Source organism: Pseudomonas nitroreducens, assembly GCF_014204515.1.
Lineage (GTDB): Bacteria > Pseudomonadota > Gammaproteobacteria > Pseudomonadales > Pseudomonadaceae > Pseudomonas > Pseudomonas nitritireducens_A.
On sequence record NZ_JACHLI010000027.1, the window covers coordinates 19,113 to 44,181 of the forward strand.

24 protein-coding genes are annotated in these 25,069 nt (G+C 66.1%); 13 read left to right on the top strand and 11 right to left on the bottom strand.

What is annotated here, in order from left to right:
- Positions 1 to 36 precede the first annotated feature (36 nt).
- Entirely contained in the window at positions 37 to 546 is a 510-nt protein-coding gene (locus HNP46_RS26090) for an O-acetyl-ADP-ribose deacetylase (RefSeq protein WP_184594805.1), read from the top strand.
- A gap of 136 nt (positions 547 to 682) precedes the next feature.
- On the opposite strand, the gene HNP46_RS26095 is transcribed toward HNP46_RS26090, so the two are convergent.
- The 3 genes from HNP46_RS26095 to HNP46_RS26105 form a co-directional block, all read right to left on the bottom strand.
- Positions 683 to 1,474, bottom strand: coding sequence for an OmpA family protein (locus HNP46_RS26095; protein WP_184594807.1), 792 nt, complete (start codon positions 1,472 to 1,474; stop codon positions 683 to 685).
- A gap of 37 nt (positions 1,475 to 1,511) precedes the next feature.
- The gene (locus HNP46_RS26100) at positions 1,512 to 1,931 is read right to left on the bottom strand and encodes a DUF4398 domain-containing protein (RefSeq protein ID WP_260403270.1); all 420 of its coding nucleotides are present in this window, start codon (positions 1,929 to 1,931) and stop codon (positions 1,512 to 1,514) included.
- 204 nt (positions 1,932 to 2,135) lie between these two features.
- Positions 2,136 to 4,472, bottom strand: a complete 2,337-nt coding sequence (locus HNP46_RS26105; RefSeq protein WP_260403271.1) for a heavy metal translocating P-type ATPase — start codon at positions 4,470 to 4,472, stop codon at positions 2,136 to 2,138.
- An 87-nt stretch (positions 4,473 to 4,559) separates the two neighbouring features.
- Here HNP46_RS26105 and cadR point away from each other — a divergent pair, with 87 nt between their 5' ends.
- Positions 4,560 to 5,027 carry a Cd(II)/Pb(II)-responsive transcriptional regulator gene (gene cadR, locus HNP46_RS26110; protein WP_184594810.1) on the top strand — a complete coding sequence of 156 codons (468 nt, stop codon included), beginning with the start codon at positions 4,560 to 4,562 and terminating at the stop codon, positions 5,025 to 5,027.
- 346 nt (positions 5,028 to 5,373) lie between these two features.
- On the opposite strand, the gene HNP46_RS26115 is transcribed toward cadR, so the two are convergent.
- Positions 5,374 to 5,709 (bottom strand): pilin assembly protein, encoded by a 336-nt coding sequence (locus tag HNP46_RS26115; protein ID WP_184594812.1) that lies wholly within the window; start codon positions 5,707 to 5,709, stop codon positions 5,374 to 5,376.
- A 204-nt stretch (positions 5,710 to 5,913) separates the two neighbouring features.
- Here HNP46_RS26115 and ppc point away from each other — a divergent pair, with 204 nt between their 5' ends.
- The 9 genes from ppc to HNP46_RS26160 all read left to right on the top strand — a co-directional run bounded on the left by ppc (position 5,914) and on the right by HNP46_RS26160 (position 15,268).
- Complete coding sequence (gene ppc / locus HNP46_RS26120; RefSeq protein ID WP_184594814.1) at positions 5,914 to 8,550, top strand: phosphoenolpyruvate carboxylase; 2,637 nt, start codon at positions 5,914 to 5,916, stop codon at positions 8,548 to 8,550.
- 247 nt (positions 8,551 to 8,797) lie between these two features.
- A complete protein-coding gene (gene adk, locus HNP46_RS26125; protein ID WP_184594816.1) occupies positions 8,798 to 9,445 on the top strand; it encodes an adenylate kinase in 648 nt (215 codons plus the stop codon).
- An 88-nt stretch (positions 9,446 to 9,533) separates the two neighbouring features.
- Positions 9,534 to 10,208, top strand: a complete 675-nt coding sequence (gene tsaB / locus HNP46_RS26130; RefSeq protein WP_184594818.1) for a tRNA (adenosine(37)-N6)-threonylcarbamoyltransferase complex dimerization subunit type 1 TsaB — start codon at positions 9,534 to 9,536, stop codon at positions 10,206 to 10,208.
- Positions 10,209 to 10,274: 66 nt separating this feature from the next.
- Positions 10,275 to 10,622 (top strand): hypothetical protein, encoded by a 348-nt coding sequence (locus HNP46_RS26135; protein WP_184594820.1) that lies wholly within the window; start codon positions 10,275 to 10,277, stop codon positions 10,620 to 10,622.
- 19 nt (positions 10,623 to 10,641) lie between these two features.
- Complete coding sequence (locus tag HNP46_RS26140) at positions 10,642 to 11,499, top strand: DUF72 domain-containing protein (RefSeq protein ID WP_184594822.1); 858 nt, start codon at positions 10,642 to 10,644, stop codon at positions 11,497 to 11,499.
- A 76-nt stretch (positions 11,500 to 11,575) separates the two neighbouring features.
- Complete coding sequence (locus tag HNP46_RS26145; protein WP_184594824.1) at positions 11,576 to 12,421, top strand: isocitrate lyase/PEP mutase family protein; 846 nt, start codon at positions 11,576 to 11,578, stop codon at positions 12,419 to 12,421.
- Positions 12,422 to 12,424: 3 nt separating this feature from the next.
- Positions 12,425 to 13,117, top strand: a complete 693-nt coding sequence (locus HNP46_RS26150) for an extensin family protein (RefSeq protein ID WP_184594826.1) — start codon at positions 12,425 to 12,427, stop codon at positions 13,115 to 13,117.
- 55 nt (positions 13,118 to 13,172) lie between these two features.
- Positions 13,173 to 13,958, top strand: coding sequence for a class I SAM-dependent methyltransferase (locus HNP46_RS26155; protein WP_184594828.1), 786 nt, complete (start codon positions 13,173 to 13,175; stop codon positions 13,956 to 13,958).
- Positions 13,959 to 13,987: 29 nt separating this feature from the next.
- The gene (locus tag HNP46_RS26160; RefSeq protein WP_409372472.1) at positions 13,988 to 15,268 is read left to right on the top strand and encodes a cytochrome P450; all 1,281 of its coding nucleotides are present in this window, start codon (positions 13,988 to 13,990) and stop codon (positions 15,266 to 15,268) included.
- A gap of 20 nt (positions 15,269 to 15,288) precedes the next feature.
- On the opposite strand, the gene HNP46_RS26165 is transcribed toward HNP46_RS26160, so the two are convergent.
- Positions 15,289 to 15,921, bottom strand: a complete 633-nt coding sequence (locus tag HNP46_RS26165; RefSeq protein WP_184594830.1) for a TetR/AcrR family transcriptional regulator — start codon at positions 15,919 to 15,921, stop codon at positions 15,289 to 15,291.
- A gap of 98 nt (positions 15,922 to 16,019) precedes the next feature.
- Here HNP46_RS26165 and HNP46_RS26170 point away from each other — a divergent pair, with 98 nt between their 5' ends.
- Together HNP46_RS26170 and HNP46_RS26175 are read left to right on the top strand one after the other, a co-directional pair.
- Positions 16,020 to 17,123, top strand: coding sequence for an efflux RND transporter periplasmic adaptor subunit (locus HNP46_RS26170; protein ID WP_184594832.1), 1,104 nt, complete (start codon positions 16,020 to 16,022; stop codon positions 17,121 to 17,123).
- A gap of 6 nt (positions 17,124 to 17,129) precedes the next feature.
- Positions 17,130 to 20,198, top strand: a complete 3,069-nt coding sequence (locus tag HNP46_RS26175) for an efflux RND transporter permease subunit (protein WP_184594834.1) — start codon at positions 17,130 to 17,132, stop codon at positions 20,196 to 20,198.
- Positions 20,199 to 20,301: 103 nt separating this feature from the next.
- Here HNP46_RS26175 and HNP46_RS26180 read toward each other — a convergent pair whose 3' ends face one another.
- From HNP46_RS26180 to rfbB, 6 genes are all read right to left on the bottom strand, one after another.
- Positions 20,302 to 20,979 (bottom strand): DUF4197 domain-containing protein, encoded by a 678-nt coding sequence (locus tag HNP46_RS26180; protein WP_184594836.1) that lies wholly within the window; start codon positions 20,977 to 20,979, stop codon positions 20,302 to 20,304.
- 110 nt (positions 20,980 to 21,089) lie between these two features.
- Positions 21,090 to 21,488 (bottom strand): YbaY family lipoprotein, encoded by a 399-nt coding sequence (locus HNP46_RS26185; protein WP_184594838.1) that lies wholly within the window; start codon positions 21,486 to 21,488, stop codon positions 21,090 to 21,092.
- A 106-nt stretch (positions 21,489 to 21,594) separates the two neighbouring features.
- Positions 21,595 to 22,152 (bottom strand): dTDP-4-dehydrorhamnose 3,5-epimerase, encoded by a 558-nt coding sequence (gene rfbC, locus HNP46_RS26190; protein ID WP_184594840.1) that lies wholly within the window; start codon positions 22,150 to 22,152, stop codon positions 21,595 to 21,597.
- Complete coding sequence (gene rfbA, locus HNP46_RS26195; protein WP_184594842.1) at positions 22,152 to 23,033, bottom strand: glucose-1-phosphate thymidylyltransferase RfbA; 882 nt, start codon at positions 23,031 to 23,033, stop codon at positions 22,152 to 22,154. Before rfbA ends, rfbC begins: the two co-directional genes overlap by 1 nt.
- Entirely contained in the window at positions 23,030 to 23,935 is a 906-nt protein-coding gene (rfbD, locus tag HNP46_RS26200; RefSeq protein WP_184594844.1) for a dTDP-4-dehydrorhamnose reductase, read from the bottom strand. Before rfbD ends, rfbA begins: the two co-directional genes overlap by 4 nt.
- Positions 23,932 to 24,990, bottom strand: coding sequence for a dTDP-glucose 4,6-dehydratase (rfbB, locus tag HNP46_RS26205; protein WP_184594846.1), 1,059 nt, complete (start codon positions 24,988 to 24,990; stop codon positions 23,932 to 23,934). Before rfbB ends, rfbD begins: the two co-directional genes overlap by 4 nt.
- Positions 24,991 to 25,069 lie beyond the last annotated feature (79 nt).

A 25,069-nucleotide genomic window follows, 5' to 3' on the forward strand; every position in this document is an offset into this window, starting at 1 on the left:
CTGACCTGCCGTCGCCGACTCAAGGGAGCAAGCGCCATGGGCCACCCCGAGATTCGCGTCTGGCAGGGCGATATCACCCGCCTCGACGTCGACGCCATCGTCAATGCCGCCAACAGCTCGCTGCTGGGCGGCGGTGGCGTCGACGGCGCCATCCACCGGGCCGCCGGCCCGGACCTGGTCCACGCCTGCCGTCCGTTGGGCGGCTGCAAGACCGGCCAGGCGAAGATCACCCCCGGCTTCCGCCTGCCGGCGCGCTTCGTTATCCACACCGTCGGCCCGGTCTGGCGCGGCGGCGAACAGGGCGAGCCGGAGCTGCTCGCCCAGTGCTACCGCAACAGCCTGCAACTGGCCGAATCCAAGGGCCTGGCCAGCGTCGCTTTTCCCGCCATCAGCACCGGCATCTACGGCTATCCCGCCGAAGCGGCAGCACGGATCGCCGTGGACGAACTGCGTCGACCGCGCGGGGAGGGGAGTTCATTGCGGGAGGTGGTGCTGGTGCCGTTCTCGGCGGAGATGGCGGAACTGTATCGGCGTCTGCTGGCCTGATCGCCGGTACGCGCCGGCAGGATTAACACGGACGGTAGGATGGGTGGAGCGTAGCGATACCCATGCTGCATATGCAGGGATTGATGGGTATCGCTGCGCTCCACGCCATCCTACGGGAGCGGATTATCCCGAAGGATCAATACGCACTGCTCACCGAGGAGCGCGGCTGCACCGGGTTGGCGTCGTTGGAGATGGTCACCTCGACGCGGCGGTTCATGGCGCGGCCGGCTGCGGTGCCGTTGCTCGACACCGGGTACTCCTTGCCATAGCCACGGGTGGTCACGCGGTCCGGCGACACGCCCTGGCTGAGCAAGGCCAGGCGAATGGCATCGGCGCGGCGCTCGGACAGGCCCTGGTTGTAGGAGGCCGAACCGCTGCTGTCGGTGTAGCCCTCGACGATGACCTTGCGCTCCGGGTTCTGCTGCAGATAACCGGCGAGGTTCTGCACGTTCGCCATGGCGCCCGGCTTGAGCTCGGCGCGGTCCAGGTCGAACAGCACATCACCGAAGGAGACCATGGTCCCGCGCGAGGTCTGCTTGGCGTTCAGTTCGCCCTTGAGCTTGTTCAGCTGCGCGGTGCGGGCGTCGAGTCGGGCCTGGGCGCGCTGGGCGGAGGTGTTCTTCAACTGGTCCTCGGCATCGCGCAGGGCTACGGTCTGGTTGGCCAGTTCGATGCGCTGCTGGGTCAGGTAGGCCAGCTGGTCCACGTCCTTCTGGTCGGCGCCGTCGCGGTAGGCCTTGTCGGCCTTGGCCAGCCAGTCACCGGCGTCCTTGGTTTCCAGGGCCGCCTGCTGGGTGGCCTGGGGCTGGGCCTGCAGGGCCTGGAAGTCGCCGCGGGCTTTTTCCAGGTTGGCGTTGGGCGGCGTGGAGCACGCAGCCAGGGCCAGGGCGAGGGTCGAGATAGCGGGCAGTACGATGAGCTTGTTCATGTCGAAATTCCTTATATGACCGGGCGTAGGGGCGGGATCACTGGGCCTGCTGCAGGCCTTCCTGACGCAACTCCATCACGCCCTGCTGGGCGTCCTTCACAGCGTTCTGGGCCTTGGTGGCCTGGGACTTGCGCTCGGCGACGCGGGCGTCCCACTCGGCCTGCTGGGCCAGACGCTTGGCCTGGTCGTATTCCTTGTCATTCAGGGCGATGCGCGCCTGGGCGAGCTTGTCCTGGGCGTTCTTGGTTTCCACCGGAGCGAACTCGGGGCCGCCGTTGCTGACAGCCGCGTTCACCGCCGATTCGGTGACGGCCATCTGTTCGCTGGGCGGGTTGCCGGCGCAACCGGCCAGCAGCACGGCGCTGCCAAGGGCGAGCAGACCCAGGCGCCAGCTGCGCGGCGAGGCACAGGAGGAAAGGGAGGAGACGGTTCGAGCGCTCTGAGATTTCAGTTCCATTGGGTGAATCCTCTGACGTTTGGTAACGGGTTCCCTCGGCGTTTCGATTGCCGGCGGATGCGCGCCGCTCTGCGCTGCGGTTCTGCTAAACGAATAGCGAGCATCTGTTTAGGGGGCTAACTGTTTAGAGGACTAGGCGTTTTGTCAGGGGGTTCAAAAAAAATGCCCGCCGTGTTGGCGGGCATTGGTGCTGATCGGCGCTGATCAACCGCGATGACGCAGCAATCGCAGGCCGTTGAACACCACCAGCAGGCTGGCGCCCATGTCGGCGAACACCGCCATCCACAGCGTGCCTTCGCCGGCCAGGGTGAGGGCGAGGAACACCGCCTTGATGCCCAGCGCCAGGGTGATGTTCTGGATCAGCACGCGGTGGGTCTGGCGCGACAGGCGAATGAAGGACGGAAGCTTGCGCAGGTCGTCGTCCATCAGCGCGACACCGGCGGTTTCGATGGCCGTGTCAGTACCCGCCGCGCCCATGGCGAAGCCGATGTCGGCACGGGCCAGGGCGGGTGCGTCGTTGATGCCGTCGCCGACCATGCCGACGCGCTTGCCGCCTTCCTGGCGCTGCTTCACCTCGCGCAGCTTGTCTTCGGGCAACAGGTTGCCCAGCGCTACATCGATGCCCACCTGGGTACCGATGGCGTTGGCAGTGTGCGGGTTGTCGCCGGTCAGCATGAGGGTTTTCACCCCCAGCTCGTGCAGCTGGGAAATGGCTTCACGGCTGGTCTGCTTGACCGCGTCGGCCACTGCGAACAGCGCCAGCGGGCCTTCGTCATCGAGCAGCACGATCACCGTCTTGCCTTGCTGCTCCAGCGCATCCAGGCGCGCTTCCAACTGCGTCGAGCACAGCTGCAATTCCTCCACCAGGCGGTGGTTGCCCAGGTGGTAGGTGCGGCCGTCGATCTCGCCTTTCACGCCACGGCCGGGCAGGGCGGTCAGCTCGCCGACGCTGTACAGCGCGATGTCATCAGCCTCGGCAGCCTTGGCCACGGCTTGCGACACCGGGTGGTCCGAGCGCGCGGCGAGACTAGCGGCCAGGGCGCGGACGTCGCCCGCGGCGGATTCGCGCAAGGCAGTGAAGTCGGTCTGGCTGGGCCGGCCCTCGGTGAGGGTGCCGGTCTTGTCCAGGGCGATCCAGCTCAGCGAACGGCCCATTTCCAGGAACACCCCGCCCTTGATCAGGATGCCCAGGCGCGCCGCCGCCGACAGGCCGCTGACGATGGTCACCGGGGTGGAGATCACCAGCGCGCAGGGGCAGGCGATCACCAGCAGCACCAGGGCGCGGTAGACCCAGTCCAGCCACGCACCGCCGAAGAACAGCGGCGGCAGCAGCGCAGTGGCGATGGCGATGAGGAACACTGCCGGGGTGTAGATGCGCGAAAACTGGTCGACGAAGCGTTGGGTCGGCGCCCGCGAGCCCTGGGCCTCTTCCACGGCGTGGATGATGCGCGCCAGGGTGCTGTCGTCGGCGACGCGGGTGACGCGGTACTCCAGCGCGCTCTCGCCGTTGATGGTGCCGGCGAACAGCGGGTCGCCGGTCTGCTTCTCCACCGGCAGGCTCTCGCCGGTGATGGGCGCCTGGTTGACGCTGGAGCGGCCGTCGAGCACTTCGCCATCCAGCGCAATGCGTTCGCCGGGGCGCACCCGCACCCGTGCATCGAGGGCGACGGTTTTGGCGGAGACTTCCTGCCACTGCCCGTCCACTTGCACCGTGGCCTGTTCCGGGGCCAGTTGCAGCAGGCCGCGGATGGCGTTGCGCGCGCGGTCCAGGGATTTGGCCTCGATCAGTTCGGCGATGGCGAACAGCACCGCCACCATGGCGGCTTCCGGCCACTGGCCGATGAGCATGGCGCCGGTCACGGCGATGCTCATCAGGGCGTTGATGTTGAGGTTGCGGTTCTTCAGGGCGATCCAGCCCTTCCTGTAGGTCGGCAGGCCGGCGCCGAGGATGGCGCCGATGGCCAGCACGGCCACCAGCCAGTGCGGGCCGATGGCGAACCACTCGAAGACTTCCGCGCCCACTGCCGCGACACCGGCCAGCGCCAGCGGCCACCAGGGCTTCTTCTGCGCGGCGGGTGCTGAAACCGGGGAGTTCTCGTCCAGTGGTTCGGCCTGCATGCCGAGGGAGGCGACGACCTTCTGCAGCGGTTCGATGCCGTCGAAGCGGTGCTGCACGCGCAGCACGCGCTGCATCAGGTTGAAGTCCAGGTCCTCCACCGCCGACACCCGGCCGAGCGCATCGCGCAGCAGACGTTCCTCGGTGGGGCAGTCCATGGCCTCGATGCGCAGGCTGCTCCAGCGCAGTTCGCCGCTGGCAGGACCGGTCGCGGCGCTGGCGGCACTTTCCGCCCGCGCGCCGTGATCCTCGCCATGATCGTGATCGTGGCCATGGTCGTGGCCGTGTTCGAGAGAGTGCGGCGCAGGTTCGGCGGCCGGAGCGCGCAGCAGCGCGCCCTTGTCGCAGCCGCAGCAGCTGGCGGCCTCGTTTTCCCGATCTTGAGCGGGACCGTGGATGATCGGGCCCTGGCGATTGGCAGTCATGTCGTCCGTTCCTGTTTGACGAGTTGCTGCTGATTGCACACCCTGTAGCAACTACAGAGTCAAGTGTCCTTTGGCGAGGAGTCGCAAATGAAGATCGGTGAACTGGCGAAACTGACCGGCTGCCCGGTGGAAACCATCCGCTACTACGAGCGCGAAGGCCTGCTGCCGGCGCCATCGCGCAGCGAGGGCAACTACCGGCAATACGATGCCAGCCATGTCGAACGGCTGTCGTTCATCCGCCACTGCCGTTCGCTGGACATGACCCAGGAGGAAATCCGCATCCTCCTCGGCCTGCGCGACCGCCCCGAATCCGACTGCGGCACCGCCAACCGGCTGATCGAGGAACACCTGCACCACGTCGAGGTGCGCATCGCCGAGCTGCAGTCCCTCAGCCAGCAACTGCGCGACCTGCGCGCGCGCTGCGAGGGCGAGGGCAGTAGCCAGTCCTGCGGCATCCTGCGCGAGCTGGAGCTGCCGGCGGAGCCTTCGGTGGTGCCGGAGTCCTGCTCCGAGGCTGGGCACCTGCACGTGCCTGGCGTCCACGGCCGGCATTGAGTCCTGCCGGGGCATCCATTCGTAGGGCGCATGACGCGCCAGCGTTATCCGCCGCAGTGGGTGGGCCGGCGGATAACCTGTTCCAGGTTATTTGCCCTACGGGGCTGGGGAGGTCCTGCACGAGGTCCTGCCCTCTCCCTAACCCTGGCTGCGAGCCCCGCTCCGAAGGGAGAGGGGACTGTTCGGCGCAGGTTGAAACGATGGCGTCAGCCGGCACGGTCTGCCCCCTCTCCCTGAGGGAGAGGGCTGGGGTGAGGGGGAAGCCCTGGCGCAGAAGTCGCCGCAGCAAAATAGTTGCTCTTGAAGCTGAAACCGAACGCCCCGGCATCTGCCGGGGCGTTTTGATTCAGGAGTGCTCCGCCTCCGTCAGCTCCTGCAGGTACTTGCGCGACAGCGCCAGGAAGCGCGGCGTCGGGCCGATGTCCTCGTAGATCGGATCACCCTGTTCATCCTGCGCCACCACCTTGTTGCCCTGCACATAGGGGAAGCTCGCCTCCAGCTCCTCCAGCGCCGAGTTGACCAGTTCCCCCAGCAGCTCCTCGACGCTGCGCTTGGGGTACATGTCGTGCAACGCGGCCAGGCGCGCGGCGGTCTCGACGTCCAGCGGAATGCTGTACTGGTGGTGGGTCATGCGCCCCCTGGCGTTCTTTTCCCAATGGCGTACCAGCTCGCGGATTTTCATGTTCACCTCTAGGGTCGATACGTGGCGAGCGGCCCTCATGAGGCCGCCGCAGGTTTTCCCGTGGATGGGGATAACTTTCAGCCTAGACGTTGTCCGAGCAGGACTGCGGGCGTTCGTCGAGCGCTTGCCTGTCGGCGTTGCCGGCGGCACTGTGAAACCCAGCGACGCCCTTTCAATCAAGGACTCTCAGATAAGGAGACCGTGATGCCGGATATCGACGCGCGCCTGCGCGAGGACGTACACCTGCTCGGCGAACTGCTCGGGCAGACCATCTGCGCCCAGTACGGGCAGGGCTTCCTCGACAAGATCGAGCTGATCCGCACCGGCGCCAAGGCCGCCCGGCGCGGTTCCGCCGAAGGCGCCAAGCAGCTCACCGCGACCCTCGACGGCCTCGGCGAGGACGAGCTGCTGCCGGTGGCGCGGGCCTTCAACCAGTTCCTCAACCTGGCCAATATCGCCGAGCAGTACCACCGCATCCGCCGGCGCACGGCCAAGGAGCCGGAGCCCTTCGAGAACCGCGTGCTGGCCGAACTGCTGAGCCGCCTGCGCAAGTCCGGCCTGGGCTCCGAGGGCCTGGCGCGGCAGGTAGCGGACCTGGAGATCGAGCTGGTGCTCACCGCGCACCCCACCGAAGTGGCGCGCCGCACGCTGATCCAGAAGTACGACGCCATCGCCGCGCAACTGGCTGCCGGCGACCACGCCGACCTGCTGCCCGAAGAGCGCCAGGCGGTGCAGGAAAAACTCCAGCGGTTGATCGCCGAGGCCTGGCACACCGACGAAATCCGCCGCACCCGGCCGACCCCGGTGGACGAGGCTAAATGGGGCTTCGCGGTGATCGAGCATTCGCTCTGGCATGCGCTGCCGGACTTCCTCCGCCATGTCGACCGGACCCTGCAGGAGACCTTGGGCGAACGCCTGCCGCTGGGCGCCGCGCCGATCCGTTTCGCCTCCTGGATGGGCGGCGACCGCGACGGCAATCCCAACGTCACCGCCGCCATCACCCGCGAGGTACTGCTGCTGGCGCGCTGGATGGCCGCCGACCTCTACCTGCGCGATGTCGACAGCCTCGCCGCCGATCTGTCCATGCAGCAGGCCAGCGACGAACTGCACGCCGAAGTGGGCGAGCAGGCCGAACCCTATCGCGCGCTGCTCAAGCAACTGCGTGAACGCCTGCGCGCCACCCGCGCCTGGGCCGAGCGCGCCATCCACAACGGCGAAGAGCCAGGCGCTGAAGTGCTGCAGGACAACCGTGAACTGCTGGAGCCGCTCGAGCTCTGCTATCGCTCGCTGCAGGCCTGCGACATGGGTGTGATTGCCGACGGCGCGCTGCTCGACACCCTGCGCCGTGCCGCCACCTTCGGCCTGTTCCTGGCGCGGCTGGACGTCCGCCAGGACTCCACCCGCCACGCCAGCGCCATGAGCGAAATCACCGAGTACCTCGGCCTGGGCAACTACGCCGAGTGGGATGAAAGCGTGCGCCAGGAATTCCTCCTGGAGGAGCTGGCCAGCCGCCGGCCGCTGCTGCCGGCCGATTACCCGGCGTCAGCGGAGACCGCAGAAGTCCTCGCCACCTGCCGCGTGGTGGCGCAGGCCCCGGCGGCGTCCCTGGGTTCCTACGTCATCTCCATGGCCGGGCAGCCGTCCGACGTATTGGCGGTGCAACTGTTGCTCAAGGAATGCGGGCTGCAGCGACCGATGCGCGTGGTGCCGCTGTTCGAGACCCTGGACGACCTGGACAACGCCGGCCCCTGCATCGACCGCCTGCTCAGCCTGGACAGCTACCGCACCCGCCTGGCCGGGCCGCAGGAAGTGATGATCGGCTACTCCGACTCGGCCAAGGACGCCGGCACCCTGGCCGCCGCCTGGGCACAGTACCGCGCGCAGGAGGCACTGGTGGACATCTGTCGAAGCCATGGCGTCGAGCTGCTGCTCTTCCATGGCCGCGGCGGCACCGTCGGCCGTGGCGGCGGCCCGGCCCATGCGGCGATCCTCTCGCAGCCGCCGGGCTCGGTGGCCGGGCGCTTCCGCACCACCGAACAGGGCGAGATGATCCGCTTCAAGTTCGGCCTGCCGGACATCGCCGAGCAGAACCTCAACCTCTACCTGGCCGCTGTGCTCGAAGCCACCCTGCAGCCGCCGCCGGTGCCCGAGCCGGCCTGGCGCGAGGAGATGGACCGCCTGGCCGCCGACGGGGTGCTCGCCTACCGCGCGGTGGTGCGGGAGAACCCGCAGTTCGTCGACTACTTCCGCGAGGCTACGCCGGAACAGGAACTGGGCCGCCTGCCGCTCGGCAGCCGTCCGGCCAAGCGCCGCGAGGGCGGGGTGGAAAGCCTGCGGGCGATCCCGTGGATCTTCGCCTGGACCCAGACGCGGCTGATGCTGCCGGCATGGCTGGGCTGGGAAGACGCCCTGTTCAAGGCCATCGAGCGCGGCGAGGGCGCACTGCTGTCGCGCATGCGCAAGGAGTGGCCGTTCTTCACCACGCGCATCGACATGCTGGAGATGGTGCTGGCCAAGGCCGACCGGGAAATCGCCCAACTCTACGACGAGCGCCTGGTGCAATCGGAACTGCGACCATTAGGTGCACATTTACGCGACCTATTGTCGCAGTCGGTGCGCGTGGTGCTGGGCCTGACCGGGCAGTCCCAGCTGCTCGCCCATGCTGCCGAGACGCGCGAATCCATCGGCGTGCGCAATACCTACCTCGACCCGCTGCACCTGCTCCAGGCCGAGCTGCTGGCCCGCTCGCGGCGCTGCACAGGCGATGCCTGCGGCGGTCTGGAGCAGGCCATGCTGGTGACGGTGGCGGGCATCGCGGCCGGGCTGCGCAATACCGGCTGAGGTATCGCCACCCCCCACCAAAGGTGGATTGCCGAGCGGCTGGATAAGATTAATTTGATGGCTTATCCGGGCGTAGGAATACGCCCGGAATCGCCGTGCGCAGTCCCCAAGGCCGGCTTGTGTGGTGGGGGACCGCTGTGTATCGTGAGCAACCTTTCGGCGCGTATTTGCGCCATTCCAGCACGATGAGATTGGCCCCACGAGGCGGATCCGTGATTTCGCTTAACAAGTATTTAGGAGCATATCGATGCGTGTGATTCTGCTCGGGGCGCCCGGTGCCGGCAAAGGTACCCAGGCTCGCTTCATCACTGAGAAGTTCGGCATTCCGCAGATTTCCACCGGCGACATGCTGCGTGCAGCGGTCAAGGCTGGCACCGAGCTCGGCCTGCAGGCCAAGAGCGTGATGGATGCCGGCGGCCTGGTCTCCGATGACCTGATCATCAACCTGGTCAAGGAACGTATCGCCCAGCCCGACTGCGCCAAGGGCTTCCTGTTCGACGGCTTCCCGCGCACCATTCCCCAGGCCGAGGCCATGAAGGAAGCGGGCGTCTCCATCGACCACGTGGTCGAGATCGCCGTGGACGACGAGGAAATCGTCGGCCGCATCGCCGGTCGCCGCGTGCACCCGGCCTCGGGCCGCGTCTACCACGTCGAGCACAACCCGCCGAAAGTGGCTGGCAAGGACGACGAGACCGGCGAAGAGCTGATCCAGCGCGAAGACGACAAGGAAGCCACCGTGCGTCACCGCCTGTCGGTCTACCACTCGCAGACCAAGCCGCTGGTCGACTTCTACCAGAAGCTGTCCGCCGCCCAGGGTACTCCGAAGTACACCTGCGTCGCCGGTGTCGGCTCGGTCGAGCAGATCACTGCCAAGGTGCTCGGCGCTCTGAGCTGATCCACCTTCGGCATCACCAAAGGCCCGCACACGCGGGCCTTTGGCGTTTATAATGCCCGCCCTTTTTTCCGCCCTGATGGATAACACCATGCCCACGCTGCTGGCCCTGGATACCTCGACCGAAGCCTGTTCCGTCGCCCTGCTGCATGACGGCCGCCGCTTTGTGCGCCACGAGGTGATTCCGCGCCTGCATGCCCAGCGCCTGCTGCCCATGGTGCAGGACATCCTCGGCGAGGCCGGCATCGCGCTGTCCGCCATCGACGCCATCGCCTTCGGTCGCGGCCCCGGTGCCTTCACTGGCGTGCGCATCGCCATCGGCGTGGTGCAGGGCCTGGCCTTCGCCCTGCAGAAGCCGGTGCTGCCGATCTCCGACCTGGCGGTGCTGGCCCAGCGCGCCCATCGCGAGCACGGCGCGAGCCAGGTGGCTGCGGCCATTGATGCGCGCATGGACGAGGTGTACTGGGGTTGCTACTGCCTGGAGCAGGGCGAGATGCGCCTGGCCGGCGCCGAAGCGGTGCTGCCGCCCGAGCGTGTCGAGCTGCCGCGCGATGCCCAGGGCGAATGGTTCGGTTCCGGCACCGGCTGGGGCTTCGAAGAGCGCCTGGCGGTGAAGGTCGGCGCCCATGACGCCAGCCTGCTGCCGCACGCCGAGGACCTGCTGACCCTGGCCGAATTCGCCTGGGCGCGCGGCGAGATGGTTGACGCAGAGCAGGCCCAGCCGGTCTACCTGCGCGACAACGTGGCGACTCCCAAGAAAGCCTGACCTGTGCCAATTGACCGCAGCCCGGAGCGCTCGCTAGAGTGAGCGCATTACCACCGAGTTCCTGACATGCGTATCGACGGCTACACCTCCATTTCCCCAACGCCGGAGCGCGGTTCCCGAACGGGCACTGCGGTGACTCCGTATCGGGATGTGCAGCGTGACGTCGAGACCCGCCGCGAGCAGCCCGCGTCGACCTCGGCCAGCCAGGGCATGGACGCGCAACCGCAGACCCGCCGCGTCGAATCCTCCAGCGCCAGCAGCTACAGCGTGCCGGCCACCCTGCGCGACAACCTCGACTACCAGCGCCCGCTGAGCTCCAAGGCCGCCCAGGCACTGGCCAGCTACACCAGCACCGCCAGCATGGCGACCCAGTACGAAGGCCAGGAAGTCGTCGGTCTCGATCTCTACGCCTGATGCCGTTCCCGTTCGCTTCATGAGCCTGCCGTATTTCCTGGGCTGTCCTTCGTGGAACGAGCCCGCCTGGCGTGGCACCTTCTACCCCGCCGACCTGCGCCCCGCCGAGACCCTGGGTTACTACTCCCAGGTATTCAATGCCGTGGAAGGCAACACCACTTTCTATGCCCGCCCCAGTGCCGATACCGTCGCGCGCTGGGCGCAGACCATGCCCGAGACTTTCCGCTTCTGCGCCAAGCTGCCCCGTGACATCAGCCACGAAGGCGACCTGCGCGGCCAGCTGGAAACCACCCGTGACTTCCTCGACCTGCTGGCGCCGCTTGGCCAGCGCGTAGCTCCGCTGTGGCTGCAGGTCTCGGCCAGCTTCGGCCCGGATCGCCTGGGTGAGCTGGCGGCCTGGCTGGATGAGTTCGCCGCGCGACGCATCGCCGTGGAAGTTCGCCACCCGGCGTTCTTCGCCAAAGGCGACGAGGAGCGGGCGCTGAACCGCCTGTTGCTGGACCGTGGCGTGGAGCGCATCTGCCTGGATTCGCGGGCGCTGTTCGCCTGCCGCTCCGACGACCCCGCCGTGCTCCATGCCCAGTCGAAGAAGCCCAAGGTACCGGTGCGCCCCGCGGCCTTCAGCGATAGCCCACAGGTGCGCTTCATCGGTGGGCCGGACCTGGACGCCAACCTCGTCCATCTCACGCCCTGGATCGGCAAGGTCGTCGAGTGGATCGAACAGGGCCTGACGCCTTACGTCTTCCTCCACACCCCGGACAACCAGCGCGCCGCCGAACAGGCGCAGCGCTTCCATGCGCTGCTGTGCGAGCGCCTGCCGGGCTTGCCGCCGCTGTTCGAGCCCAAGCCGGAAGTGGAACAGCTCGGCCTGCTCTGAGCCGCCAACTGTGCATGGCGCCCGGCAGGCGAGGGCGCTAACCTGCTGCTTCCCCTCGTTCGGCAAGGAGACGGCCATGACCTCGCAACAACCCCAGCGCACCCAGCAGCAACGCGGCGAAGCCTTCCGCGCGTTGCACCAGCGCGAGGGCCTGTTCGTCCTGCCCAACCCCTGGGACGCCGGCTCGGCGAAGATGCTCGCCCACCTGGGCTTCGCGGCGCTGGCCACCACCAGCGCCGGCCTGGCCTTCGCCCTCGGCCGCCGCGACGCCGAAGGTGCGGTGAGCCGTGACGAAGCCCTGGCCAACGCGCGGGATATCGTCGAAGCGACGCCGCTGCCGGTCGCCGCCGATCTGGAGAACGGCTACGGCGATGCTCCGGAAGATTGCGCAGAGACCATTCGCCGGGCGGCCGCTTGCGGGCTGGTCGGTGGCTCCATCGAAGACGCCACGGGCCGCGCGGACGCGCCGATCTACCCGCTGGAACTGGCGGTCGAGCGCATCACCGCCGCCGTGCAGGCCGCTCGCGCCTTGCCCTTCACCTTCACCCTGGCGGCCCGCGCGGAGAACTTCCTCCACGGCCGCGCCGATCTGGACGACACCCTCCGCCGCCTGGTGGCCTTCGCCGACGCTGGCGCCGATGTGCTCTACGCGCCAGGACTGAAAACCCGCGAGGAAATCGCCGCCGTGGTCAGCGCGGTGGCACCGCGCCCGGTCAACGTGCTGGTGGGCTCGCCGGCCTTGCAGCTCAACCTCGAGGAGCTGGCCGAGCTGGGCGTGAAGCGTGTCAGTGTCGGATCGACTCTGGCGCGGGCAGCGTACGGCGCCTTCTTCGGGGCCTCGGAAGCCTTGCTCAAAGGCGAGCTGAAACCCATGCACGGCGCCATGCCGTTCGACCGCATCAACGAGCTGTTCCGGGGCTGACGCTTGCGCTGGTGGTTCCTTGGTGTCGTGCTCGCCCTCGCCGGCTTCGCCCTCGCGGTGCAGCAGCAGTGGGTCAAGTTGCCCGATCGCTGGAATCCCTGGACGCCACTGGATGTGCGCGACGAGCCGAACCTGCTGACCCGCTACAAGCTCTGGCGTCTGCGCGATGACGCCGACCTCTGCCGGCTGGCACTGCAAAGCTCCGACCTCAAGGCGCAGCCCATGGCCGACAGTGAACCGGTCGCCGGCTGCCCGCTGCATAACGTCTGGCGCGTGCAGGCGGCCGAGGTGAAATTGAGCAGCAGCTTCCTCGCCAGCTGTCCGCTGGCCGTGAGCTTCGCGTTGTTCGAGCGTCACTCGCTGCAACCCGTCGCCCGGGAAATCTACGGGCAACCCGTGGCGGGCGTGGAGCATCTGGGCAGCTTCGCCTGCCGCAATATCTACGGCCGCGCCGATGCCCGGCGCAGCCAGCACGCCAGCGCCAACGCACTGGACATCGCCGCCTTCCGCCTGGCTGACGGCCGGCGCATCGTGGTGGCGAAAGACTGGAGCGGGGAGGGCGACGCTGCGCGCTTTCTGCGTGCCGTCCGCGATAGCGCGTGCAGTAACTTCGACGTTGTACTGAGCCCTGACTACAACCGCGCCCACCACGATCATTTCCACCTCGACCTGGGCGGCTGGCAGATCTGCCGTTGAGCCCGCCAGCCGCACGCTGCGGTAGAATCGCGGTTTTTCCCAGGATCGCCCCGCCATGACCGAAGTCCTCACCCCGCCGCGCATCGTCGTCCAGGCGCTGGCGCCTGCCTGGCATAGCGCCGCCGAGCAGTGGGCGCAGCGGCTGGGGCTGCCGCTGGGCGAGGGCGACGCGGACTTCGCCCTGCAACTGGGGGATGACGGCCTGCAACTGCTGCAGCTGGGGCCTGATTCGCCCGGCCCGGTGCGCGTGGACTTCCTCGAAGGCTCCGCCGCGCACCGCCGCCAGTTCGGTGGCGGCGCCGGGCAGATGATCGCCAAGGCGGTCGGCATCCAGCAGGGCGTGCGCCCTCATGTGCTGGACGCCACCGCAGGCCTGGGCAAGGACGCCTTCGTGTTGGCGACCCTGGGCTGCGAGATGGACCTGACCGAGCGCCAGCCGATCATCGCCGCACTGCTGGAGGATGGCCTGGCCCGTGCCGCAGGGGACTTCGAGGTGGGCGCCATCGTTGCGCGCATGCGCCTGCTGCAGGGCAACGCCATCGAGCGCATGGCCGCCTGGGAAGGCGAGGCGCCGCAGGTGATCTACCTCGACCCGATGTTCCCGCACCGCGACAAGAGCGCGCTGGTGAAGAAGGAAATGCGCCTGTTCCGCCCGCTGGTGGGCGATGATCTCGACGCACCGGCGCTGCTCGAAGCCGCGCTGAAGCTGGCCAGCCATCGCGTTGTCGTCAAGCGTCCGCGCAAGGCGCCGATCATCGAGGGCGCCAAGCCTGGCTACAGCCTGGAAGGCAAGTCCAGCCGCTATGACATCTATCCGAAGAAGGCCCTGAGCAAGGGCTGAATCGCCGGGCCGCAGGGAGGTGGCAATACATGTTGAAGGCCAATCCGAATTGCCCGATCCGTCGGCGCCTGGCGCATCTGCCCTGGGTCGGTGACGACCGCGCCGGCGCGCGTCATTGGCTGGACATCCAGCGCGACCCGCTGGCCTGGCTGCAGAAGATGCAGGCGCGGCAGCCGGACGTCGCGGTCATGCGCATGGGGCCGCAGCGGGTCTGGTGCCTGTTCCATCCCCAGGCCGTCCACGAACTGATGGTCGAGCGGCGCGATGATCTGCGCCGTTGGCAACCCGCGTTGTGCATGCTCAAGCAGTGGAACGGGCGAAGTTTCATGATGCGCGAAGGCGAACCGGCCCAGGCCCAGCGCAAGGCGGTGCGCCCGCATCTCGCCGCGCCGGCCGCCAGTGATGTTCGTCACCTGGCCGCACAGTGGGCGGCGCAGATCGAGGAAGGCCGCGAATACGATCTCGACCTGGAGATGGCGGCGTTCAGCGTCACCCTCAGTGGCCATGCCCTGTTCGATGTGGACCTGCAACCGGCGGCCTACCGGATTGCCAAGGCGGTGCGCCTGCTGTCGCGGGTCGCGCTGCTGGAAATGTCCACCGGACTGCCGCTGGGGCATTGGTTCCCGAGCAAACTGTGCCCACGCAAACGCTGGGCGCTGGGGCAGCTGCGCGCGGTGGTCGACGAGGTGGCGCAGCGTTCGCCTCGCCCGTTGGCCGAGTTGCGCGACGAGCTGTGCACCCTGCTGATGGCCTCGCACCAGTCCACCGGCGTCACCCTGACCTGGTGCCTCCTGCTGTTGGCGCAGCGCCCGGAACTTCGCGAGCGGCTGCGGGCCGAGCTGGCGCCGATCGACTGGTCAGCGATCCGTTCGGTGGGCGATCTGCGTGATTGCCCGCTCCTGCGTGCGGTGCTGCAGGAATGCCTGCGCCTCTATCCACCGGCCTATGGCCTTGCGCCACGTCAGGTGACGGCCGATATCGAGGTAGCCGGTCACACGCTCAAGCGGGGTGACGTGGTGATGGTTTCCAGCTGGATCACCCACCGCGATCCGCGCTGGTTCGAGGCGCCGCTGGAATTCCGCCCGGAGCGTTTCCTGGGGGCGGCATCATGGCCACGCGGCGCTTATTTCCCGTTCGGCCTGGGCGATCGTTCCTGCCCGGGAACGGCGATGGCGATGATCGACCTCGCCGCCGCGCTGGCTTACTGGGTGGAGCACTGGGACATCGTTCACGACGGCGAACTGGCGCCGCGCGGCTGGTTCTCCCTGCGTCCGCAGCGCGCGCGGGTGCGTTTCGTGCGCCGCGCCTGAGGCGCTCAGGCGGCTCCGGGTTACGGAGCGAAGGCGCGCAGGAACAACGCCACCACTTCCCGCGCGTGAGCCTCGGACTCTTCCTCGGTCGGCGGCTCCACGCAGCCGATCATCAGGCGGAAGTGCACGCAGCCCTGCACCAGCATCAGGAAATGTTCGGCAGCCCGGCGCGGGCTGTCCATCGCCAGCTTGCCCTGCTGCCGGGCCTGCTCCAGCAGACGCTCCATCTGGTCCAGTACGCGCTGAGGGCCGGCGTCGAAAAACAGCTGGGACAAATGCGGGTTCTGTCCCCCCTGGGCAATCATCAGCCGGCTCAGCGCGATGGCTTCGGGGCTGTTGATCAGCTGGTTGAAGCCGCGCGCCAGATTCAGCAACAGGCTTTCCAGGGGAGCATCCGCCGATGGCTCGGCGAACAGCTCGGGCAGATTTTCCGCGCACTTGGCCTGCACCGCCTCGACGAAGAGCGTCTCCTTGTCGGTGAAGTGGCTGTACACCGTGAGCTTGGACACCCCGGCCTCGGCGGCGATGGCCTCCATGCTGCTGCCGTCGTAGCCATGGCGGACGAACAGCTCCTTGGCGGCCTCGAGAATGGCTTGGCGCTTGGCCGGATCCTTGGGGCGACCCGGACCGTTGGATGAGTTCGATGGTGACATGTCTTTACATTTCTAATACTGGACTGATGGGTTCTGTATTTTTACTATACCGGGGAGTATAAGAATTCCAACCGCGTTTTGCGAAAGGGTCACACATCATGTTCCGCCATGCTCTGTCTGTCGCGCTGCCTGCTGCCTTCCTGATTACCCTTTCCGCCTGCGGTAACGGCGAGCCGCCCAAGCCCGCCGTGCGTCCGGCCATCGTGGTGCAACCGCTGCCGGCACGCGATATCACCGAAGCCTATCCCGGCGAAGTGCACGCCCGCCACGAGCCCGAGCTGGCCTTCCGCATCGGCGGCAAGGTGAGCAAGCGCCTGGTGGAAACCGGCGAGCGGGTGAAGAAGGACCAGCCCTTGGCGGAACTCGATCCGGAAGACGTCCGCCTGCAGCTCGAAGCCACGCGCGCCCAGGTGGCCGCCGCCGAAGCCAACCTGCAGACCGTGCGCTCTGAATACAGCCGCTACAAGACCCTGCTGGAACGCCAGCTGGTCAGCCAGTCGCAGTTCGACAACATCGAGAACACCTACCGCGCCGGCGAAGCGCGGGTGAAGCAGATTCGCGCCGAGTACGACGTGGCCCGCAACCAGGCCGAATACGCCGTGCTGCGCTCGCCCCAGGACGGCGTGATCGCCACTCGCCGCGTCGAAGTGGGGCAGGTGGTCGCCGCCGGGCAGACCGTCTTCACCCTGGCCGCCGATGGCGACCGCGAAGTGCTGATCAGCTTCCCCGAACACGCCTTCGAGCGCTTCCGCGTTGGCGAGGCGGTGAGCGTCGAGCTCTGGTCGCAGCGTGACAAGCGCTTCAGCGGCAAGATCCGCGAGCTGTCGCCGGCGGCCGATCCGCAATCGCGCACCTTCGCCGCGCGAGTCGCCTTCGACGATCCCAAGGTGCCGGCCGAGCTGGGCCAGAGCGCCCGCGTCTACATCCATGCCGAGGGCAACGTGCCGCTGGCGGTGCCGCTCGCCGCGCTGACGTCCGAAGCCGGCCAGCCCTTCGTCTGGGTGGTCGATCCGCAGACCTCCACCCTGCATCGCCGCCCGGTGCGCATCGGCCCTTACGCCGAGGACCGCGTGCCGGTGCTCGAAGGCCTGAAGGATGGCGACTGGGTGGTGGCAGCCGGTGTCCAGGTGCTGCGTGAAGGACAGGAGGTACGGCCTGTCGACCGGGAGAACCGGTCGATCAAGCTGGTGGCGAAGGAGTAACGCCCGATGCAATTCAACCTTTCCGCCTGGGCGCTGCACAACCGCTCCATCGTCCTCTACCTGATGCTCCTGCTGGGCATCGTCGGCACGCTGTCCTACTCCAAGCTGGGGCAGAGCGAGGACCCGCCGTTCACCTTCAAGGCCATGGTGGTGAAGACCAACTGGCCGGGCGCGACCGCCGAGGAAGTCTCGCGCCAGGTCACCGAGCGCATCGAGAAGAAGCTGATGGAGACCGGCGACTTCGACCGCATCATCTCCTTCTCCCGCCCCGGCGAATCCCAGGTGACCTTCGTCGCCCGCGAGGACTTCCATTCCCGCGACATTCCCGAGCTCTGGTACCAGATCCGCAAGAAGGTCAACGACATCCGCTACACCCTGCCGCAGGGCATCCAGGGGCCGTTCTTCAACGACGAATTCGGCACCACCTTCGGCAATATCTACGCGCTGTCGGGCAAGGGCTTCGACTACGCGGTGCTCAAGGACTACGCCGACCGCCTGCAGCTGCAATTGCAGCGCATCAAGGACGTCGGCAAGGTCGAGCTGGTCGGCCTGCAGGACGAAAAAATCTGGATCGACCTGTCCAACACCAAGCTCGCCACCCTCGGCCTGCCGCTGGCGGCGGTGCAGAAGGCGCTGGAAGACCAGAACGCGGTGACTGCCACCGGCTTCTTCGAAACTGCGACCGACCGCGTGCAACTGCGCGTCTCCGGGCGCTTCGACTCGGTGGAGGACATCCGCTCCTTCCCGATCCGCGTCGGCGACCGCACCTTCCGCATCGGCGACGTCGCCGACGTGCACCGTGGCTTCAATGACCCGCCCGCGCCGCGCATGCGCTTCATGGGTGAGGACGCCATCGGCATCGCCGTGGCCATGAAGGACGGCGGCGACATCCTGGTGCTGGGCCAGAAGCTCGACGCCGAGTTCGAGCGCCTGCAGCAGACGCTGCCAGCAGGCATGGAGCTGCGCAAGGTCTCCGACCAGCCGGCGGCGGTGCGCGAAGGCGTGGGCGAGTTCGTCCGCGTGCTGGCCGAGGCGCTGATCATCGTGCTGCTGGTGAGCTTCTTCTCCCTCGGCCTGCGCACTGGCCTGGTGGTGGCGCTGTCGATCCCGCTGGTGCTGGCGATGACCTTCGCCTGCATGTACTACTTCGGCATCGGCCTGCACAAGATTTCCCTCGGCGCGCTGGTGCTGGCGCTGGGCTTGCTGGTGGACGACGCGATCATCGCCGTGGAGATGATGGCGGTGAAGATGGAGCAGGGTTACGACCGGCTCAAGGCGGCGAGCTTCGCCTGGACCAGCACGGCCTTCCCCATGCTCACCGGCACGCTGGTCACGGCCGCCGGCTTCCTGCCCATCGCCACCGCGCAGTCGGGTACCGGTGAGTACACGCGCTCGCTGTTCCAGGTGGTGACCATCGCCCTGCTGGTGTCGTGGATCGCCGCCGTGGTCTTCGTGCCCTACCTGGGCGCCAAGCTGCTGCCCGACCTGGCCAAGCGCTACGCGGAGAAGCACGGTGGCACCGACAAGGGCCACGATCCGTATTCCACCCCCTTCTATCAGCGCTTCCGCCGCGTGGTGGAGTGGTGTGTGCGCTACCGCAAGACCGTGATCCTGCTCACCGTGGCGGCCTTCATCGGCTCGATCATGCTGTTCCGCCTGGTGCCGCAGCAGTTCTTCCCGCCATCGGCGCGCCTGGAACTGCTGGTGGACCTGAAGCTGGCCGAGGGCGATTCGCTCACCGCCACCACCGAACAGGTGCAGCGCCTGGAGAAGATGCTCGCCGAGCAGCCGGGCATCGAAAACTACGTGGCCTACGTTGGCACCGGTTCGCCGCGCTTCTACCTGCCGCTGGACCAGCAACTGCCGGCGGCGAGCTTCGCCCAGTTCGTGGTCCTGGCGAAAAGCCTGGAGTCCCGTGAAGAAGTCCGCCAGTGGCTGATCAAGCACATGAACGAGGACTTCCCGACCCTGCGCACCCGCATCAGCCGCCTGGAGAACGGGCCGCCGGTGGGCTACCCGGTGCAGTTCCGCGTGTCCGGCGAGCACATCCCGGAGGTCCGCGAGCTGGCGCGCAAGGTCGCCGACAAGATGCGCGAGAACCCCCACGTGGTGAACGTGCACCTGGACTGGGAAGAGCCGAGCAAGGCCATCTTCCTCGACATCGACCAGGAACGCGCCCGCGCCCTGGGCGTGAGCACCGCGGACATCTCGCAGTTCCTGCAGAGCTCGCTGACCGGCTCCACCGTCAGCTACTACCGCGAGGACAACGAGCTGATCGAAATCCTCCTGCGCGGCGACGAGCGCGGCCGGCATGACCTGTCGCAGCTGCCCAGCCTGTCGATGCAGACCAGCAGCGGCCGCAGCGTGGCGCTGTCGCAGGTGGCAACCCTGGAGTACGGCTTCGAGGAAGGCATCATCTGGCGGCGCAATCGCCTGCCCACCGTGACCGTGCGGGCCGACATCTACGACGACTCGCTGCCGGCAACCCTGGTCAAGCAGATCTCGCCGACCCTCGATCCGATCCGCGCCGAGCTGCCCGATGGCTACCTGCTGGACGTCGGCGGCACCGTGGAGGATTCGGCCAAGGGCCAGAACTCGGTGAATGCCGGCGTGCCGCTGTTCATCGTGGTGGTACTGAGCCTGCTGATGATCCAGCTACGCAGCTTCTCGCGGATGATCATGGTGTTCCTCACCGCGCCCCTGGGGCTGATCGGCGTGACCCTGTTCCTGCTGGTGTTCCAGAAGCCCTTCGGCTTCGTCGCCATGCTCGGCACCATCGCCCTGGCGGGGATGATCATGCGCAACTCGGTGATCCTCGTGGACCAGATCGAACAGGACCGCGCCCACGGTCTCGACACCTGGCACGCCATCATCGAGGCCACTGTGCGGCGCTTCCGTCCCATCGTCCTCACCGCGTTGGCCGCCGTACTGGCGATGATCCCGCTGTCGCGCAGCGTGTTCTTCGGCCCGATGGCCGTGGCGATCATGGGCGGCTTGATCGTCGCCACGGCGCTGACGCTGCTGTTCCTGCCGGCGCTGTATGCGGCGTGGTTCAGGGTGAAGAAAGAGGTCTAGGGACGGCGCAGAATCGAGCGGACATGAAAAAGCCCGGCATTGGCCGGGCTTTTTCTTATCTGTAGGAGCGAGCTTGCTCGCGAATGCTCTTGCGGCCGCAGACTCAGAGCACTCCGAACACCTTCTTCGCCAGCCCAGTCGCCGCTGCGGTCGGGTTCTGGCGGATGGTCTTTTCCTGCTGGGCGATGATCTCGAACAGGCCGTCCAGCGCCTCCTCGGTCACGTAGTTCTCGATGTTCGCGCTCTTCGCGTCGACCACACCAAAGGCAGCAGCCTGGCTGGCGAAGGCGTTGTACTGCTTGGCCACGCCGACCTGATCGGTGGCCTGCTTGATGATCGGCAGGAACTTGGCGCGCAGTTGCGCGCGGCTGCTGTGATCGAGGTACTCGGTGGCCGAGTCGTCGCCGCCCTGGAGGATGCCCTTGGCGTCCTTGACGGTCATTTTCTTCACCGCATCCACCAGCAGCGCCTGGGCCTGCGGCATGGCGGCCTCGGCGGCCTTGTTCATGCTCGCTTCGAGCTGGTCGACCTGGGCGCCCATGCCGAACTGCTTCATGGTCTTGGCCGCCTTGCCGAGCTTGCCGGGCAACTCGATACGCACGGCCGGATCATTACTGAAGCCGCCAGGCTGGCTGAGCTGCTTGACGGCAACCTGCGCGCCCTGGGTCAGCGCGTCCTTCAGGCCTCCGGTGGCGTCGCTCTGGCTGAGGTCGGAGACAGACAGGGCGAAGGCATTGACGGACAGCAGGGCGCCGGCCAGCAGAACGGGGAATCGCAGCATCAAGACTTCCTTGGACGAGAGGCAACGGTTTTCAAGACCGCCGACCTGGAAAGTGGAGGGGGGAGATTAACGGAGGAAGGCCGCCGGGGAAAACCCGGCGGCGCGGTGAATCAGCGCACAGGGTCGACGCGTACTTGCAGAGGCTGCGGATCGCTGCCATCGAGCTTCACGCTGTGGCGTTCAGTGGTAATGAACAGCAGACGGCCGCCATCCTCGATGCGAGCGCTGACGGCATAGCTGTGGCCCGGCTTGACCTGGTTACGGTCGTAATCCAGATGGAACGCCAGCGGCACCTGGCGGCCGGACTCCAACTGCTGTTGCGCGAGATCGACAGCCGGAGCATCGGCCAGCGACACATCCTGCAGGCTCACGGTGACCTGCGCCGTCGGCGGCAGGGCGATGCGCTGCAGGTAGAAGACTTCGCCATCAAGCGACGCCTTGTCGCCGGTGGCGGTGGTACCGCAGGCAGCGAGCAGGCCGGTCATCAGCAGCAGGGGAAGGGCTTTCATACGCAGACTCTCCTTGGATCCAGGCGCGTCAGACCATTGTGGATGACTTTGGTTTCGGCGCCATGATCCAGCTCTTGTCTCGCGCACGACCGCCCGTGCTGAGAACTCAGGAATACGTCTGAGCGTCCCTCAACGCGACACCTGCCTGATCTTTGGCTGAGAGGCTGATGGCTACTGCGCCAAGGTCGGCTAGCGGCCAGTCAATGTTCAGCTCCGCATCGTCCCAGCGAATGCATTGCTCGTGCTGGGGAGCGTAGTAGTCGGTCGTCTTGTAAAGGAAGTCAGCGGTTTCGCTGAGAACCACGAAGCCATGGGCGAAGCCTTCCGGTACCCACAGCTGATGCTTGTTTTCGGCGCTGAGCAACGCGCCTGCCCATCGCCCAAAATTTGGCGAGGAGCGACGCAGATCAACGGCAACGTCGAAGACCGTGCCGTGGGTGACGCGAACCAGTTTTCCCTGTGGCTGTTCCATCTGGTAATGCAGGCCGCGCAGAACACCTCGGCCAGACCGGGAATGGTTGTCCTGAACGAACTGGACTTTGCGACCGATGGCTTCCTCGAAGTGGGCATGATTGAAGCTTTCGAAAAAGAATCCTCGATCATCGCCAAACACTCTGGGCTCGATACGGAATACTTCGGGCAGGGCAAGAGGAGTGGCTTTCATCAGTAGATGGTCTCTTCGAGTACGCGCTTGAGGTACTTGCCGTACTCGTTCTTGCAAAGCGGCTCAGCCAGCGCGGCAAGTTGATCGGCGGTGATCCACTTCTGGCGGAAGGCAATTTCTTCCGGGCACGCGACTTTCAGCCCCTGGCGTTTTTCCAGTGTGGAAATGAAATGGCCAGCTTCCAGCAGCGAGTCGTGCGTGCCGGTATCCAGCCACGCGTAGCCGCGGCCCATGATCTCGACGGACAGTTGCCCGGCTTCCAGATACAGGCGATTGAGGTCGGTAATCTCCAGTTCTCCCCTGGCCGAGGGCTTGATGCTCTTGGCCAGCTCCACGACCTGATTGTCATAGAAGTACAGACCAGTGACGGCATACTTGGACTTGGGGGACGTGGGCTTTTCTTCGAGGCTTATGGCCTTGCCATGTGCGTCGAATTCGACGACGCCGTAACGCTCCGGGTCCTGGACATGGTACGCAAACACACTAGCGCCTGCGGGGCGTTGCATGGCACTGCGCAGCAGTTCGGGGAAGTGGTGGCCATGGAAGATGTTGTCGCCCAGGACCAGCGCACAGGGGGCATCGCCGAGGAACTGTTCGCCGATCAGGAAGGCCTGGGCCAAACCATCGGGGGACGGCTGGACAGCGTATTCGAGGTTCAGCCCCCAACGTTTTCCATCGCCTAGAAGCTGCTCGAAGCGAGGGGTGTCCTGCGGCGTGGAGATGATCAGGATGTCGCGAATCCCCGCGAGCATGAGTGTGCTCAACGGATAATAGATCATGGGCTTGTCGTAGATCGGCAGCAGTTGTTTGGAGAGGGCGAGCGTTGCCGGGTGGAGCCGAGTGCCTGAGCCACCCGCAAGAATGATTCCCTTGCGTTTCATGCCTTGTTTCCTGCGAGTTCCTGAATGGCGCGCTGTGCGTATTGCTGCCAGTCAGGGAGGTTGATGCCAAAGGTGCGTTGCAACTTGCGAGTGCTCAGCAGCGAGTACTGCGGGCGCCTGGCCGGGAGGGGATACTCTTCGGTGCTGATGGGCAGCACCTTTTCTTCGTCGAGTGCCAGTGGTATGCCTGCGAGTCTTGCTTCGCGAACGAGGAATCGAGCGAAGCCATGCCAACTGGTCTCACCCGTTGCAACCAGGTGATAGGTGCCACCGGCGGACTTCTGCAGTGTCTGGTTGTCGAGCAGCTTGAAGAGAGCAAGGGCCGTTACGTCGGCGATCAGCTCGGCGCTCGTCGGGGCGCCGATCTGGTCCGCGACGACCTTGAGTTCGTTACGTTCGGCAGCCAGGCGCAGAATGGTACGGGCGAAATTACTGCCTCTTGCCGCGTAGACCCAACTGGTGCGGAAAATCAGGTGGCGGCAACCGCTGGCACGAATGGCATCTTCGCCTTCCAGCTTGGACTCGCCGTATATATTCAGCGGTCCCGTTCTCGCCAGCTCGTCGAGTGGATCAGAGGACTGGCCGTCGAACACGTAATCCGTCGAGTAGTGCACCAGCCAGGCATCCAACTCCTTGGCGGCCTGGGCAATGGCAGCCACGGCGTCGCAATTGATACGGTAGGCACCGGCGACATCGGATTCGGCCTTGTCGACTGCCGTATAGGCGGCTGCGTTGACGATGACCGTAGGACGGATCTTGGAAATGAGGAATTTCAGGCCCTCGGGATCGTTCAGGTCGCCACCGCTCCGATCACGGGCGATCAAGGCGCCCAGCGGTGCCAGGGCTCGCTGCAACTCCCAGCCGACTTGCCCATTGGCGCCCAGCAGTAGAATCCTGCTCATGCGTACTGCCTGCCTACCCAATCGCGATAGGCGCCACTGGTGACATTGCTGACCCAGGCTTGGTTATCCAGGTACCAGCGAACGGTTTTTCGAATGCCCGACTCGAAGGTCTCCTGTGGCCGCCAGCCCAGTTCACGCTCCAGGCGACTTGCATCGATTGCGTAGCGACGGTCATGCCCGGCGCGATCCTTGACGAAGGTGATCTGCTGGGAATACGAGGCCCCGTCGAGACGAGGGCATTCCTGATCGAGAATCTTGCACAGGGCGCGCACGACTTCGATATTGGCCTTCTCGTTCCACCCGCCAACGTTGTAGGTTTCCCCCAGAGTGCCGGCTTCCAGCACTCGACGAATTGCGCTGCAATGATCCTTGACGTAGAGCCAGTCGCGAATCTGTTGTCCGTCGCCGTAAATCGGTAAGGGCTTACCAGCCAGCGCGTTGTGGATGACCAGGGGAATCAGCTTTTCCGGGAAGTGATAGGGGCCGTAGTTGTTCGAGCAGTTGGTTGTCAGTACAGGCAGCCCGTAGGTGTGGTGGTAAGCGCGTACAAGATGATCCGATGCAGCCTTGGAAGCGGAGTAAGGGCTGTTGGGCTCGTAGCGGTGTTGCTCAGTGAAGGCTGGAGCGTCCGGGAGAAGCGATCCATAGACTTCATCGGTCGATACATGGAGAAAGCGAAAGGCCTGTTTCTGTTCTGAGGGTAGCGATGCCCAGTAGGAGCGAACACATTCGAGCAGGCGGAAGGTGCCGACAATGTTGGTCTGGATGAACTCTTCGGGCCCCTCGATCGAGCGATCGACGTGAGATTCAGCGGCAAAATGGAGCACAGCCCGCGGGCGATGCTGGAGCAGGAGCTCGGAGACGAGGGTCGAGTCACCTATATCGCCGACAACGAAAGAGTGTCGCGGGTCGCTCTCCAGGCTCTCGAGATTTTGACGGTTCCCTGCATAGGTCAGCTTGTCGAAGCTGACGACAGGCTCGTCATGATGGGCCAGCCAATCGAGTACGAAATTGGCGCCGATGAAGCCGGCGCTGCCGGTCACGAGAATCGACATGAAAAAGGTACCTGTTGCAGTGTCAGTATTTAGCGGAAGGGTGGCTTGGCGCGGATAGCACTCAGGTGCATGCCATTGC

What these genes read in the sequence shown, in the direction of transcription:
- HNP46_RS26160 (WP_409372472.1), top strand. Translation starts at nt 13,988, where the DNA reads ATGTTGAAGGCCAATCCGAATTGCCCGATCCGTCGGCGCCTGGCGCAT.
- HNP46_RS26165 (WP_184594830.1), bottom strand. Translation starts at nt 15,921, where the DNA reads ATGTCACCATCGAACTCATCCAACGGTCCGGGTCGCCCCAAGGATCCG.
- HNP46_RS26180 (WP_184594836.1), bottom strand. Translation starts at nt 20,979, where the DNA reads ATGCTGCGATTCCCCGTTCTGCTGGCCGGCGCCCTGCTGTCCGTCAAT.
- HNP46_RS26155 (WP_184594828.1), top strand. Translation starts at nt 13,173, where the DNA reads ATGACCGAAGTCCTCACCCCGCCGCGCATCGTCGTCCAGGCGCTGGCG.
- tsaB (WP_184594818.1), top strand. Translation starts at nt 9,534, where the DNA reads ATGCCCACGCTGCTGGCCCTGGATACCTCGACCGAAGCCTGTTCCGTC.
- HNP46_RS26145 (WP_184594824.1), top strand. Translation starts at nt 11,576, where the DNA reads ATGACCTCGCAACAACCCCAGCGCACCCAGCAGCAACGCGGCGAAGCC.
- HNP46_RS26115 (WP_184594812.1), bottom strand. Translation starts at nt 5,709, where the DNA reads ATGAAAATCCGCGAGCTGGTACGCCATTGGGAAAAGAACGCCAGGGGG.
- ppc (WP_184594814.1), top strand. Translation starts at nt 5,914, where the DNA reads ATGCCGGATATCGACGCGCGCCTGCGCGAGGACGTACACCTGCTCGGC.
- HNP46_RS26095 (WP_184594807.1), bottom strand. Translation starts at nt 1,474, where the DNA reads ATGAACAAGCTCATCGTACTGCCCGCTATCTCGACCCTCGCCCTGGCC.
- cadR (WP_184594810.1), top strand. Translation starts at nt 4,560, where the DNA reads ATGAAGATCGGTGAACTGGCGAAACTGACCGGCTGCCCGGTGGAAACC.
- HNP46_RS26170 (WP_184594832.1), top strand. Translation starts at nt 16,020, where the DNA reads ATGTTCCGCCATGCTCTGTCTGTCGCGCTGCCTGCTGCCTTCCTGATT.
- rfbD (WP_184594844.1), bottom strand. Translation starts at nt 23,935, where the DNA reads ATGAGCAGGATTCTACTGCTGGGCGCCAATGGGCAAGTCGGCTGGGAG.
- HNP46_RS26140 (WP_184594822.1), top strand. Translation starts at nt 10,642, where the DNA reads ATGAGCCTGCCGTATTTCCTGGGCTGTCCTTCGTGGAACGAGCCCGCC.
- HNP46_RS26175 (WP_184594834.1), top strand. Translation starts at nt 17,130, where the DNA reads ATGCAATTCAACCTTTCCGCCTGGGCGCTGCACAACCGCTCCATCGTC.
- HNP46_RS26100 (WP_260403270.1), bottom strand. Translation starts at nt 1,931, where the DNA reads ATGGAACTGAAATCTCAGAGCGCTCGAACCGTCTCCTCCCTTTCCTCC.
- HNP46_RS26090 (WP_184594805.1), top strand. Translation starts at nt 37, where the DNA reads ATGGGCCACCCCGAGATTCGCGTCTGGCAGGGCGATATCACCCGCCTC.
- HNP46_RS26185 (WP_184594838.1), bottom strand. Translation starts at nt 21,488, where the DNA reads ATGAAAGCCCTTCCCCTGCTGCTGATGACCGGCCTGCTCGCTGCCTGC.
- HNP46_RS26135 (WP_184594820.1), top strand. Translation starts at nt 10,275, where the DNA reads ATGCGTATCGACGGCTACACCTCCATTTCCCCAACGCCGGAGCGCGGT.
- rfbA (WP_184594842.1), bottom strand. Translation starts at nt 23,033, where the DNA reads ATGAAACGCAAGGGAATCATTCTTGCGGGTGGCTCAGGCACTCGGCTC.
- rfbC (WP_184594840.1), bottom strand. Translation starts at nt 22,152, where the DNA reads ATGAAAGCCACTCCTCTTGCCCTGCCCGAAGTATTCCGTATCGAGCCC.
- adk (WP_184594816.1), top strand. Translation starts at nt 8,798, where the DNA reads ATGCGTGTGATTCTGCTCGGGGCGCCCGGTGCCGGCAAAGGTACCCAG.
- HNP46_RS26105 (WP_260403271.1), bottom strand. Translation starts at nt 4,472, where the DNA reads ATGACTGCCAATCGCCAGGGCCCGATCATCCACGGTCCCGCTCAAGAT.
- rfbB (WP_184594846.1), bottom strand. Translation starts at nt 24,990, where the DNA reads ATGTCGATTCTCGTGACCGGCAGCGCCGGCTTCATCGGCGCCAATTTC.